Here is a 13,915-nt window from a genome sequence, read left to right on the forward strand (position 1 = left end):
ACAAATCGAGGCTCAAAACACCTCGTCTTCCTTCATCGTTCGCCATCGACGCCGGAAAATCAAGGGGCTCAAAGTCATCGCGACGGTTGCGTTGGACCCGTGTGGACAAATTCGATCATTTGCTCGCAGACCCGATTCACCAACCATTTACGGTCTTCGCAGAGCATTGCGACGTGGTCCATTTCAGGCCGAAAATCCACCGTGGCATGATTCTTCCAACGCACACCGTGAAGCATGTCGAAAAACTGATTCTCGTAGTTGTAGTATTCCGAAACGCCGCCGGTGTAGACCAGATGCAGGCGACATCCTCGATCGACCAGCCTTTGAAATTCCCGCAACGCAATTTTTCGCGACGGGAATTCGCGAAGGTCGGTGCCCATCGGAATGCTGCGGTACGCGGGGGCCGAGTTTTTGCTGCGACGCGGCAACCGTCGACCGAGCATTCGTTTCCATGCGCGTGCGGACACCAAACGCGATGCGTAGTGGCCAACTCGATGAATCCAAAAGCGACCAGTTCGATAACCACATGCGTCCATGGCAACCACACCGCTGACGCGAGGATCCCGAACGGCGGCGTGCAGCGAATCGTCGGCTCCTGAACACAGGCCAAACAAGATGACTTGTTCAATTCCGTGCTCTCGTTGCAACCAGTCGATCGCCTGTCGAATCTCGTCGGTGGCTCGTTCGATCGATTGACCGCGGGATCCGACCGGCAAACTTTCCCCGATTCCCGATAGGTCAAAACGGAAGGAGGCGAGACCTCGACAGCCAAGCGTTCTCGCCAGATCGACATGCAGCCGAAATGGGCCGACATGATGCAGCATGCCAGGAGTGACAAAGATGGCGGCCGTTTTCGCATCGATGGATTGCGCCGGTTGATGATAGACGCCCACCAAGTGGTGATGACTCCCAAAAACCACCGCCTGTTCGGCGAATGTCTCACCGCCACGTGTGGTCGGCACGTCGGTCGACTTGGTTGCGGCAACCGTCGCGGGTGTTGTGGTGCTGGCGAAGGAGGCAGGAAAAAGATCGGTGGTACTCATGTGGTCACCTCCTGATTGGATGAACAGGTTTCACTGACTAGCAGCGAACTGATTTTTCGCATCGCGTCGGGCGAGGCAAACGCCGATTCGTTCCAGTGAGCGACATGCCACCCAATCTCATCACTCAAAGGCACTACCGTTTTGGACTCAAGGTGTGTTGCATCGATGCCTTCCATCGATGCGTAGTCTTGGCTGAGCAAAAATGTGCACGACGAATGGTCGGTCGATATGTCGGGAGCAAGCTTGAGTTCCTCCAGTTGCCGTCGTACGACATGGTTGAGTCGTACGCCGTAGGCTTGATCAATCGAGCCCGCCAATCGAGGTTGTGAGAATCTGGATCCATTGACCAGAGTTGCCGAATGCAGATCATCCAATCGCCGCAAGAACGTTTGGCCATTCACGACTGGGTCCCAAAGCAATCGTTGATCGACCATCGGGTGCTGGCATTGACTTGCAAGCGTGGCACCCAGCCGGATGCCCAACAGTGTCACCGGAGTGGTGGAATGACGTTGCGTCATCCACTGGACCGCGTCGTGAATGTTTCGTTTCATCACCTGCGGAGCGGCCTCCACCGCGGTGCCATGTGAATTTCCGGTTCCCGCGTAATCAAATCGAAGCACGTTCCATCCCTGTTGCGTCAGATGCACCGACAGTTGTTGTAAGTTTCGATAGGAACGTTGGTATTCGTGTCCGATCGAATGGCAAATCACGACAGATCGATTTGCGACCGGCTGGTTGGCCGGCGGTGTGTAGTGAACTCCGAATAGGTCGTGCGAGCCGCTTCGAAAGAAGAATGCTTCGACCTGAGGTAGCCGGGCCCGCTGTGCTTCCACTTGCGAAGAGTCGTTGTTTGCCGAGCAAGGTTGGTCACGCATCAATGATTGAAGATGGCGAGCCGCCAATTCAATCGTTGGATTCGCGAAAAAGTCTCGGACAGGCAGTTCGATACCAAGCTGGTCTTTGATCTTGGCCACAACCTGCGTCACCAACAGCGAACTACCGCCAAGCAAGAAAAAATCGTCGTCGATACCCATTTCTGGGATTTGCAGCACCGTGCACCAAATGTCGTGCAAGCGATGCTCTAGCTCAGTTCGCGGTGCCACCAAACGGTTGTCTCGTGCCACCACCGCCGCATGATGGTCGGGCAGTTGAGACCGATCGATCTTGCCATTGATGGTCTTGGGGAAACGATCCAGCAACACAAATCGCGATGGGATCATGTAGGCCGGCAATTCCTCACGCAGTTGTTCGCGTAGATCATGTGCGATTTGCGATCGCACCGCGTCAGACGATTGTTCGTAAGAAACTTGCGAATCACTGTCGAAACACAACGCAACGAATGCGATCAAGTTGGTTTGTCCATCGATCTTGTCGGCACGAACGAGTGCTTCGCTGACGTTCGTGATGGAGGTCAACGCGGCTTCAATTTCACCCGGCTCGATTCGGTACGAACCCAATTTGATTTGATGGTCCAAGCGTCCGCCGAAGTCGATGTTTCCGTCGGGCATCCATCGAGCAACGTCGCCTGTGCGATAGAGTCGACGTTGGACGCCAGTGTTATCTGTGTGCTGTACGAAGGCAGCCTCGGTCAAGTCTGGTCGATTCAGATAGCCGTCCGCGAGTGCTGGGCCGGCTAAAAAGAGTTGTCCCGTTTCCCCCATCGCGACTTCTCGCATGTCGGAATCGAGAATCAACGCTTCGTAGCCAGGAAGAGGCTTTCCAATCGGCATGTTGGCATCCGAAAACTCACCGTCGGGAATGAACACCGTCGCTGAGACGGTGGCTTCTGTCGGGCCGTATGCATTGCACCAGAGCACTTCTGATTCACAGATGGAAAGCCACCGTTGATAGTGATCGACACTGATCTTTTCGCCCGTCACGACCATCAGACGAATGCAATCGGGGACTTTCGCGTCGGTTGCGATCATCAAATCAACCCACTCGTGCCAGTAGGCGGTAGCCAGGTGAATGGCGGTGATTTGATGTTGCTGGATCAAGTGCGAAAGTTCGTTGACTGAATCGGCCCGCTCCAACGGACGCACGACGACGCAGCTCCCCACCAGCAACGGAGGAAAAATCTCCTCCATGGCGATGTCGAACGTGAGTGTTGAGAACTGAAGCGTCCGATCGTTTGGGAGCAAGCGGTAAATGTCGCAGTCAGCCAAGCAATAGGTGGTCAATGCGGTATGGTTGATCAACACGCCTTTGGGGCGGCCAGTCGACCCCGAGGTGTACATCACATAGGCGAGGTGATCGCTGTCCAAATCCGGAAAGTCACCGCGAAAAAAAGTGGTGCTCGAAAGGTTGCCGGTGACTAGGCGGTCGGCATCCAACCAAAGCCGTTGTTGATCTCCATCAACCTGGGGTGCATGGTCGTGGTCGACACTTCCGGGGAATAGCGATCGGTGATGTGCGTGTCCAATCAACGTGCGGATATCAGCGTCATCGACCATGTACTGCAAGCGGTCGGCCGGATAGTCGGGATCCAGCGGAACAAAGGCGGCTCCGGCCAAATGGGTGCCAAGCATCGAAGCAATCGCGATGGGTGTTCGATCCAAACACATTCCGACGCGGTCCCCCGGGCAAACGCCAACCTCTTTCAATTGCTCCGCGACCAAACAGCTTTGGACACGGAGTTCGCGGTAGGTCCATTCCTGGTCTCCTTGGACCACGGCAATTCGGTCCGGTGTCGCATCGCATTGTTGCCAGAAAAGGTCAATGAAGGGACGTGCCGGAGGAGGTGTTGTTGCGGCACTCACGAGATGACCTCACCATTGCAATCAACGGGGTTTGCAGCCTTCTTCGAGGCAGACGCTGTTTTGGGCGAGGTGCCACTTGCCATCGCTTGACGAAGGCTTTGACCGAATCGTTGAAGTCCTTCCTCCAGCAAAGGCATAGGGATGTTCAACGCCGGCATGAACTTCAAGACCTCATCCTGTGATCCCGAAGCTTCCAACAGCAAGCCATTCTTGAATGCGACATCGATGATGCGTCGAGCCAGCTTGCCGTCGCCCACATCCAGGCCCCAGATCATTCCTCGACCGCGCACATCCCAGTTCGGCTGAGGCGACTGCCAAAGCAGCGACGAGAGAAATTCCCGCAGCACATCGCTGCGTTGCTGGATGCCACGGACGAAGTCATCGTTTTGCCAGTTCTGAAGGACTTCCGTTGCCGCGATGAAAGCCAAGTTGTTGCCACGGAAGGTGCCGGTATGTTGTCCAGGCTGCCAAACATCGCATTCAGGACGCATGAGCAAAACGGAGAGTGGCAATCCTCCGCCGATGGATTTGGAGAGGCAAACCATGTCAGGTTGCAGTCCCACTCTTTCGAAGCTGAAGAACTCCCCGGTTCTTCCATTGCCAACTTGGATGTCGTCGACGATCAGCAACACATCGTGTTCGCGACACAGCGATTGAACCCGTTGCAACCAAGGGTCACTGGCAACGTGGATGCCGCCTTCACCTTGGACGGTTTCCAGAATCACCGCCGCGGGAAGTGGCAAACCACTGCTGCGATCGGACAACATTTTTTCGAGCAAAATGGTGGTGTCAAAATCACCAAGGTATCCATCGAATGGCAGGAAGCTGACGTTGTTGTGCGAACCGAAGTATTCGCTGTGGTAGCTTTGATTGCCAGTCACGGACAGTGAACCCAGCGAGTGCCCGTGGTATCCGTTCGTGAAGGCGACGATGTGAGAACGCTGCGTCCGCTTCTTGGCCAATTTCAGTGCCGCCTCAACCGCATTGGTGCCGGTTGGACCTGTGAACTGAAGCTTGTAGTCCATTGATCGTGGTTGCAGGATCACCTCGTCGAACGTCCGGAGGAACCGTTCTTTGGCCTGCGTCATCATGTCGAGCGAGTGAAGAATGCCGTCGCTAGACACATAGTCAATGAGGGCTCGCTTCACCTCGGGGGGATTGTGCCCATAGTTCAATGATCCCGCGCCGCAGAAGAAGTCGATCAGTTCTCGTCCATCGTTGGTTCGCATGACGGAACCCACGGCGGAAGTGAACACGTTCGGGAAGAGTCGGCTGTACCCACGGACTTTTGATTCCAAACGGTCAAAGGTTGCGGTGGGAACCGATGTTTGGAAAGACTGGCTCAAGCGATGACCTGCGATCAATGAAGTTGCCGAATAGAAATTGGGTTCGAGCGCAGAAGGCTGGCAAACTCGAAAAGCATTGAAAGCTAGGACGCAACTGATCGCCGCGATTTCGTCGTTGAATGACGTCGTTCAGTTCTGGCAGTGGGACGACCGGGTTTGAGGATTGTGCGGGTTGCACGGACGCGAATTGGTTGAGTCTTCGCAGACCGAGTCACGCTGAAGCATGAGCCCGTCGTAACTCAATCGTCGCCGGACTTCTGGTCTCGAAACCCCTTGCGGTCTGCTTCGTACTGCTCCGAATCGGGCAGGTCAATCGCATCTGGTTGTGCGGCTTCGAACAGCCGTTGCAAGAAGGGACGGCACCAACCGCAGCCGGTCCCCGCACCGTAGCACTGCGAGAGCTCACTTGCTCGGCGGGGTTTCTGAACGCGAATGAACTGCTCGACCTTGCGCCGCGACACATGAAAGCACAGGCAAAGGTCTTCTTCGGGCTTCATGAGAGATGCAGTTGAAGAGGTCGAGACGCGGAAGAGGATCTGCAATCAACGATGAGATCAGAACTTCCAACGATACTCCATTCTCGTTCCGTACACGTCAGGAAGATCGCTTCGCCAGCCGTGCATCACGTCGAATCGCAACAGTGTGCTGTTGGAAACCGGGAATTGATAACGTGCCCCCAATCCGAACTGATCGCCTTGAACAAACGGATTGGAATCGCCGTGTTCGGTCAGATAGGAAGCTTCCAAAAGCAACTGCCGGTCCAATTGGTTTCCGATCAAATCAATTCCGATGGAGCCACCGGCGGTATCAAAAGCATTCGGATCCAATGTGGCAAACCCGTTCAGGCCATCCGTGTCAAAGTTGATCCCGGTGTTTCGAAGGATACCACCACTCCCGCCTGCTCGTGCCACGGATTGAGGACGTCCCCAACCAAAGAAGAAGTTGGCGTACGGGACCACGGTCAATGGCGACGACGTGATCCAGCTATTTTCCCACAGAAACAAACCACCATCTGCGGTGACGTCGGCGTCGGAAAGGTTTTGGCCCGTGTTGATGATCAATCGCAATGAGTTGCTGATGCGATCGAAGTAGCGTTTCGTGAAGCTGACGGTCATGTTGTGATAGCTGCGACGCGAATCGTCGCGGTCACGCAGGTAAGCGTAGCCTGCCTCGATGTACCCGTTGTAGGCTTCGATAAAACACGCCGTGCCGAAGACTTGAGCTGCATGGTCGTCGGAACCAAATGCTGCGCTGTCAATTCGATCGATCGCAGCAAAGAAGGTCCAGTCGAAATTGGCCCAGTTCAACGCGCGACTGTGACGTGCCGGGAGTGCAAATGCGGCACCGGTCACAGCGTCTTCCATCCAAATGCCGTTTTGGAAAAGCAGCGGAATCAAACCAATGGTCACCGGCAATTCCGCGGGCGAGGATTTACCGTGAAAGCCTCCCCACATCGCACCCAGGTCACCTTCGAAGAACGCGGTGACAAAGTTCGGATCAAAGACGCCTTGGTAGTCGAATTTACCATCCTGAAAATCGACCCGAGTGAATTGCCCATTGCGATCCAAGGGGCCAATGAATCCGTGGAAACGCTCCGAATCCGTCAAGCGTAGATCGAGATCCAGGTTCAATCGCGATGCCCAGTTGTCGGTGCGTCCAGCGGCATTGCGGCCGGTGATGATTCCGGAACGCATGTCACCGTAGAGGTAGAACTGCGGCCGAGCCAAATTGGTTGGTCCGAACCAGTTTTTACCGCGAGGCGTGATGCCATTGCCGTAGAAGGTCCGCCCCCATTCGATCCAGGGACTCTGCGTGGGAACCGCCGCTTTCGCGTCATAAACCCACTGTTCGCGACTGCCGTCGTGCCAATCCGATTGATGCGGCAATGGCGTTGGCGAGAAGTCGTGAGCGAAATGCTTGAGACTACCCATCCCTGCTGCGTGAGCGAAATCCGCTGCGGTTTCCTCTTGCAATACGGAATGGCCGGTCAGAGACGGAGTGCCCAAAGAGGCGCTCTTCGAGGCAGTCGTTAAGCCAGGAAAAACTGCTGTTTCCGGGATGGATGTTTGCGCTGGATGGACAGAGATCGCTGGAGTTGGCTGTTTCTGTGTGACCGCTGCGGCGGTGGCGGCCGATGGATCCGGTGCAACGATTGGTAAACGTTGGGGACGGCGATGCGGTGATTGCGCACTCAGTGGTGTACCGACCAACCCAATCAGGCTGCCGGCCAAGACTGCAATCCAGTGCCACGGCTTTGAGCTGCGAATGAACCGCATGATCAACGCACCATGAACGTGTGCGAGCCATGGCAGATGTCAATCATCCGCTCGTTCATTCGTCGAATCATATCGGGTGTGCTATTGATCTGACGCATGAAGTACATCGGTTCGGTGCGGCTGCGCATCCGGACGCTCAATCGATAAGGTCCAGGAACACGAAATGCCTCCGCGGGAATCGTGTACTTGGCGATGCGGTGATCCAGTGGCGGGATGCTGTGCGCTTCCATGCGAATCAGCGGCGGATGGTTCAGCACGCTGATGGGCAGAGCCCCCGGACGCAGAAAGGCGAGTTGATCCAGACTGAAGTTCAGGGGCAGGGCCGCTTCACGGTCGGTGCCACGAACGTTGTTGATCAAAAACTTGGTTTGCAGGTTGAACAGGTTCTTGTCACGCGGAATCCGGCCTTTGGCAACTTCGACGCTGTGCATATCACACAGGTCGGCGTTGGCGTCCAAGTAGCCCGTTTCCCAAACCCGTTGTCCGTTGGGATTGATCAACACGGCATTGAGCCATAGCTGCGGCTGGGCACCCAGGGAACCGGTTGGCAAGTTGTGGCCAGTGCTGATGTTGTCGACTCGGTAGCCGAGTTTCAGCGGCATGCCAATTTGGGGCTTGGTGTAGAACATCGGGTCGCTAACGTGTGCTCCTGCTTCCAGCGTCATCGCGGAATAGCCACGCTTTTCGTTCATCTTCGCGATGTTTGTATCGATCACTTTTCTCGCGTCACGACGATCGTCGGCGTTGTCCCAAGGTTTGGGGAAGTGCATGCCGTCGGGAACATTCTTTTCAAACGCTTCCGTTCCCCAACCCGCGCGATCATCAAACGTCAGCCACTGGCGAGGCGTGAATGCTTTGGCCTTGGGGTTGTGTGGGAAAATTCCGGGATGTGCGATGGAATATCCCGGACCCCAGAACGTATGGTTGGAATGTTTGCGAGGTTCTCCGTAGGGCTTGCCCGACAGCTCAGCCACATGGCATTCCTCGTAGCCTTCGGCTTTTCCAGGCACCGCGCCCATGTGGCAATCTTGGCAGGAAATGCCCGCCTTCGCCGCCGGACCACTTCGGTATTGTGCGTGAACCACCTCCAGCCAAATGCCGGGGTGCACGGCGACTTGATGGCACGAGATGCAAATGTCCGTCTTCGTCAGCGGTTCGAAGAAGTAAGAACCATTGTGAATGGCTTGGCCGGTGCCCTTCTGCGACGCATCCGTTTTGAGTTTGTTCTTTTCCGCGTTTGCCAGAGCTTTCGCCAAGCCCGCGCCGTTTCCACCGCTGCCGACGGGAGCGTGAATGTTGCCCGGTTCGATGCGACGGTCGCCGTTGCTGCGGCCGTAGTGCTCGTTGATACGGTGGCAACTGATGCAGGTCACGCCCTCACGCGCAACGGGTGGTTGATCCAGAACGCTGACCGTGCGAGGAATGTTCAGTTGGGTTGCGACGGGCGAATGACATCGCATGCAAAAATGGCCAACTGTCCCTTCAGTCAATTCCGTCATGGCCTGTTCGAATCGCTGGAACATCGGGGAGACCGATGCGTAGGCGTGGCTGCTCACGCTCCATTCGTCATAGTGCTTGGGGTGGCATGCTCGACAGGATTCGGCTGAGGGATAGCAATCCTCCGTCCAAAGGTCTTCGTGAGGGTCCTTCTTACCAGCATCGTCAGGTGATTTCGCGGGAGGCGAAATTGGTTCCTCGCTGCCCAGCCCCGCAAGTGGATCATCGCCGAAGTCTCCCAGCGGGTCGACATCGGCCGCCAATTGCCCGGCGTCGTTGGCGGACACCGAATGCATGGGAACTTGGTTGCCGAACAGATGATGAATCGATGGTTCCACACCGCCCGTGGGGTGACGGTAGGCGGAAGGCGTCGGTTGAGAGGTTGGTCGATGGGCCGGTTCTGCCGTGGCGATTCGGGCCGCGGGTTGTCGTCCGTAGAGTCGGTTGCCAACGCCCAATAACTCGCCGACCTGCAGCAACTCTTCATCGCTCATCGATGGTTGCCCACGCCATGCCGAGCCGTCGTCCGCGGTGACGGACGGGGGCTGCGAGAGGATGCCTGCTATGCCAATCGCGGCAAACAGCGACATCAAACCATTGGTGATCGTTTCACGACGAGGAATGATGGGCATCACCGTGTGAACCTGAACAACCCGAAAGAGCCTGGACAATCGGCACAATGCCGACAAACACACTGCCTCCATCGTCTGGTGCTCAGCGGATTGTCCAGAAGCATCCGCGGGACGCGACCAAAGGACTCAATCGATAAACTTTGCCACCTTTGAGCATGCGCCGAAACGCATCCCGGTTTCACTGGCAATGTTTCACGATGGGGCGGCCCTCGGGCTGAATTCGCTATCGGCGAACGTGCTTCATTCGCCGCCGGCAGCACTCATCATTCGAATCGCCTCGGGCAGCGCTTCGCATTCAATTTCGAACACGCGAGCGGCTAGGTCATCTGGCGAATCAGTGGGCAAAACCGGGCACGTCCGTTGATGAATGATGGGACCATTGTCGTAGACGTTGTCCACGTAATGAATCGTGCAGCCGCTGATTTTGACACCACGCTGGATGGCGGCTGCGTGGACATTGTGCCCGTACATTCCTTTTCCACCAAAGGCCGGCAACAGCGACGGATGGATGTTGATCACACGATGTTCAAAATCGCTGGGGATCAACACATGTTTCAGAAAGCCTGCCATGATCACATGCGTCGCGCCCGCATCGCGGCAAGGCCCAAACATTGCGTCACGATAAGATTCATCCGTTGAGTGATCCGACTTGCGAACCACCTGAGTTGGAATCCCTGCGTCTTGGGCGATCTTGATGCCGCCCAATCCTTCGCGACTGGCGATCACCAAACGGAAATCGATGGGCAGTTTGTGTTCATCACGATGCCGAATCAGGTTAGCGAGCGTGCGGCCGCCCCCGCTGAGGAACACGGCCGCTTTCATGGCGTGGGAATCGGTCACGCGTTTTCCACCTTCGCAACAGACAGCTCGCCACCTTCGATCGTGGTCGTGGATGAACCGGGGATGGTTCCCGACTTCAACTCCTCGGCCAACGTTTCGTTGCAGATCATTTCGCGGTGAGCCTCGATCGCGGATTGCAAGTCAGCATCGGATGTTTCCACGGCAACGCGAATGCGATCGGTGTATTGGCAATCGATCTCTTTGCGTTGACTTTGGATCGCACGGATCAAATCCTTAGCCAAACCTTCGCGACGGAGTTCGTCGGTGACCTCGGTGTTTAGCACGACCACGCAACCGGCACCCTGTGCAGCCGCCCATCCATCGCGAGCTTGCAAACGCACCTCAATGTCATCGCTGTCGAGTTTCAACGGTCCCGATGGAAGTTCCAGTTCGACATAGCCGGTCGATTGCAACTGGGTGAGCAGCAGATTTCCATCGGCTTCCCCGAGCATCTTTTTGACAACCGGAATGTTCTTACCGACTTTTGGGCCAAGTCGTTTGAAGTTGGGAACGATGGTGTACTGCACGTAATCGCCGCCATCCGTGGTGTACTCCACCGATTTCACATTCAATTCTTCGCGAACCAAAGCGTCGTGACTTTGCAGCCATCCGATTGCGGAATCGTCGGTCAGGATGACCTCGACCTTGGAAAGTGGCAAACGAACTTTCAGCTTGGCATCGGCCCGAGCGGATCGGCCCATCGAAGCGATTTCTCGCAGCAGACGCATTGAGTCGGAAAGTTTCTGATCGACGCGTGAAGCATCGGGTTGAGGAAAGTCGCACAAGTGAACGCTGGGCAGGACTTTGTCACCAAACGGCGCGGTCAGCTCACGCCACAGTGTATCGGCCAAGAACGGCACAAACGGTGCGATGACCTTGGTCAGCTCCACCATGACTTCGTACAGCGTCCAATAAGCGTCGTGCTTGTCGGCCGAGTCCGAATCCGATGCCCAGAAACGATCTCGAGAACGACGAACATACCAATTGCTCAAACCATCCAGCAGATTCGTGATTGCTTGGCAGGCGTTGTAATTGTCAAACGCATCCATCCGATCGACGACGGTTGCCAACGTTCGATTCAACTCGGAATGGATCCACCGATCGATCTCACTACGTTCGCTGATGGGCCGGTAAGTCGGAGCCGATGCGAGCGAAGCCGATGTCAGCTGGTCATCCGCTTCGGTTGCGACCGTCGGATCAAAGCCGTCGATCTCCGCGTAGATGGAGAAGAAGCTGAACGTATTCCAAAGACGCAGCAGGAACTCAGGGATCGAATCGCGAATGGCTTGATCCGCGTAGATGATCGAATTCCATGGGGCTTGGTTGGCGAAGAAGTACCAACGCATCGCGTCGGCACCATACTTGTCAAAGATCTCCGACGGGCTGCGATAGTTCCGCAGACTCTTGGACATCTTGCCGGTCTTCTTGGTGAATTTGCCGTCGGCTTGTTCGACCTCCGCCTCTGAAAGCAGGACCGTTTTGGGTTGTCCCTCTTTTCCAGCCGACTCGTACCACTGCGATAGCATCAGTCCCAGCACGATGCAGTTTCGGAATGGATGCGGGTAGTCCGAATCGCTCTTGGGAGCGTTGACGTTGTCCGCCCCGGGCGTGCCGGCTTCTTGGATGGACGCCCCTTCGCCGAACAGCATCGTGCTGATCGCCAACTGGCTGTAGAACCAGCCTCGCGTTTGATCGATCGCTTCGCTGATGAAGTCCGCCGGGAATTGTTCGGCGAATTGATCCGCGTTTTGGTGAGGCCATCCCCATTGAGCGAACGGCATCGCTCCGCTGTCGTACCAGCAATCGATGACCTCGGGGACACGTTGCATCCGCGCGTCCGATTCAAACGGCGAATCGTAAGTGATGGCGTCGATGTAGGGTTTGTGAACTCGCAGGTCGTCGGGCAGTTCAGGGTTCGCGGCTTTGGCTTGTTCCCAAACTTCGGTGCCCTGCACTCCCGTCTTGGCCAGCAATTCATCGTAGCTTTCGATGGCTTCCATTCGGCCCGTCGACTCGCAGACCCAAATCGGCAGGGGCGTTCCCCAATAGCGTTCTCGCGACAACGCCCAGTCGACGTTGCTTTCCAAAAAGTTGCCGAACCGACCATCGCGAATGTGCTCGGGCAACCAGCCGATCTTGGAATTGTTCTTCAACATCAAGTCGCGGAACTTGGTCGTGCGAATGAACCAACTTTCGCGAGGGTACTGGATCAACGGGTCGTCTTCCGCACGCCAGCAAAACGGATAGTCGTGCAGGTACTGTTCGAGGTGCAGCAAGCGGCCCGCTTCACGAAGCGTTCGCGTGAGTGTCTTGTCCGCTTCCTTGACCCAGACGCCTTTCATCGAGGGGAATTCGTCCGTGAACTTTCCATCGGGTCCCACCGCGCACAGCAAACCGGGACGCTGGCCGTCTTTGAATCGCGTCCGCTCGGTGATCAACACCTCGTAGTCGACTTCACCAAAGGCCGGTGCCAAGTGGACCAAGCCACTTCCTGATTCCGTCGTGACAAAGTCCGCCGCGACAACTCGCCAGTACAACGATTCCTCACCACCGGCAACCAGTTCGCCGGTCGGATCGTTCAGTCGTGTGTGGTAGTCCTCAAACGGTGGTTGATACCGTTTCCCGACGAGCGATTCACCGGACACGGTATCGATCACGGTCAGGTCGCGTTTTAGTTTTCCGGCCAAGGTTTCCACCAAGGCGGCGGCTAAAACCAGCTCCTGTCCCGTTTCTGAGTCCTTGACAACGGCGTATTCCAAATCGGACTTCACCGCCGCATACATGTTGCTGGGCAATGTCCATGGTGTCGTGGTCCAAACGACCAACGATCGTTCGGGGTGATCCACCAAGGGGAACAGCACATAGACGCTGGGGTCGGCGACCTCTCGGTAGCCCTGTCCAACTTCGCCCGACGACAGCGCGGTGCCGCCTTGTGCCCACCACCAAACGATCTTGTGCCCTTGGTACAGCAAGCCACGATTGAACAAGTTCTTCAGCGACCACCAAACGCTTTCAACATACGATTGGTGATAGGTGACGTAGGCTTCTTCCAGGTTGACCCAGAACCCCAAACGTCGGGTGAGCGTTTGCCATTCCTGCATGTAACGCCAAACGCTGGATTGGCATTTTTGGATGAACGGCTCGACACCGTAGGCTTCGATTTCTTCTTTGCTATGGATGCCCAGTTCTTTGCCGACTTCGACCTCGACGGGTAATCCGTGCGTGTCCCAGCCCGCTTTGCGTTCGCATCGATAACCCCGCATGGTTTTGTAGCGAGGGAAAACATCCTTGATTGCTCGGGTCAAACAGTGCCCCGGGTGAGGCATGCCGTTCGCCGTCGGTGGGCCTTCGTAGAAAACGAAGGTGGGAGCATCGGCGCGGCGGGCGAGCGACTGCTCATAGATCGAGTGCTGGTCCCAAAAAGCCAGCACTTGTTCTTCGAGAGTCGGGAAATGGGGGCTCGCGGCGGCGGCCCGAAAAGCAGCGGTCGAATTCGCGGACACGTGATAACCGAACGAATGG

7 protein-coding genes and 1 pseudogene are annotated in these 13,915 nt (G+C 56.2%); all 8 read right to left on the reverse strand.

Annotated elements, in window-relative coordinates:
* Window positions 1-74 precede the first annotated feature (74 nt).
* The 8 genes and pseudogenes from LOC70_RS17135 to ileS all read right to left on the reverse strand — a co-directional run bounded on the left by LOC70_RS17135 (window position 75) and on the right by ileS (window position 13,824).
* Window positions 75-1,043, reverse strand: coding sequence for a serine aminopeptidase domain-containing protein (locus tag LOC70_RS17135; RefSeq protein ID WP_230255212.1), 969 nt, complete (start codon window positions 1,041-1,043; stop codon window positions 75-77).
* Window positions 1,040-3,802 carry an amino acid adenylation domain-containing protein gene (locus LOC70_RS24515; protein ID WP_230255213.1) on the reverse strand — a complete coding sequence of 921 codons (2,763 nt, stop codon included), beginning with the start codon at window positions 3,800-3,802 and terminating at the stop codon, window positions 1,040-1,042. The genes LOC70_RS17135 and LOC70_RS24515 overlap by 4 nt, the downstream gene beginning before the upstream one ends.
* Window positions 3,799-5,148 (reverse strand): diaminobutyrate--2-oxoglutarate transaminase, encoded by a 1,350-nt coding sequence (gene ectB, locus LOC70_RS17145; protein WP_230255214.1) that lies wholly within the window; start codon window positions 5,146-5,148, stop codon window positions 3,799-3,801. The genes LOC70_RS24515 and ectB overlap by 4 nt, the downstream gene beginning before the upstream one ends.
* A 239-nt stretch (window positions 5,149-5,387) precedes the next feature.
* Window positions 5,388-5,645, reverse strand: coding sequence for a (2Fe-2S)-binding protein (locus LOC70_RS17150; protein WP_230255215.1), 258 nt, complete (start codon window positions 5,643-5,645; stop codon window positions 5,388-5,390).
* Between the two features lie 57 nt (window positions 5,646-5,702).
* Window positions 5,703-7,160: pseudogene (locus LOC70_RS17155) on the reverse strand (hypothetical protein); the annotation flags it as partial.
* A gap of 266 nt (window positions 7,161-7,426) precedes the next feature.
* Window positions 7,427-9,553, reverse strand: a complete 2,127-nt coding sequence (locus LOC70_RS17160) for a multiheme c-type cytochrome (protein WP_230255217.1) — start codon at window positions 9,551-9,553, stop codon at window positions 7,427-7,429.
* Window positions 9,554-9,793: 240 nt separating this feature from the next.
* Window positions 9,794-10,375, reverse strand: a complete 582-nt coding sequence (gene purN, locus LOC70_RS17165; protein ID WP_255716414.1) for a phosphoribosylglycinamide formyltransferase — start codon at window positions 10,373-10,375, stop codon at window positions 9,794-9,796.
* Window positions 10,376-10,389: 14 nt separating this feature from the next.
* A complete protein-coding gene (gene ileS, locus LOC70_RS17170) occupies window positions 10,390-13,824 on the reverse strand; it encodes an isoleucine--tRNA ligase (protein ID WP_230256183.1) in 3,435 nt (1,144 codons plus the stop codon).
* Window positions 13,825-13,915: the final 91 nt, after the last annotated feature.

This window comes from Rhodopirellula halodulae, assembly GCF_020966775.1.
Classification (GTDB): domain Bacteria; phylum Planctomycetota; class Planctomycetia; order Pirellulales; family Pirellulaceae; genus Rhodopirellula; species Rhodopirellula halodulae.

What these genes read in the sequence shown, in the direction of transcription:
- LOC70_RS17135 (WP_230255212.1), bottom strand. Translation starts at nt 1,043, where the DNA reads ATGAGTACCACCGATCTTTTTCCTGCCTCCTTCGCCAGCACCACAACA.
- LOC70_RS17150 (WP_230255215.1), bottom strand. Translation starts at nt 5,645, where the DNA reads ATGAAGCCCGAAGAAGACCTTTGCCTGTGCTTTCATGTGTCGCGGCGC.
- LOC70_RS17160 (WP_230255217.1), bottom strand. Translation starts at nt 9,553, where the DNA reads ATGCCCATCATTCCTCGTCGTGAAACGATCACCAATGGTTTGATGTCG.
- purN (WP_255716414.1), bottom strand. Translation starts at nt 10,375, where the DNA reads ATGAAAGCGGCCGTGTTCCTCAGCGGGGGCGGCCGCACGCTCGCTAAC.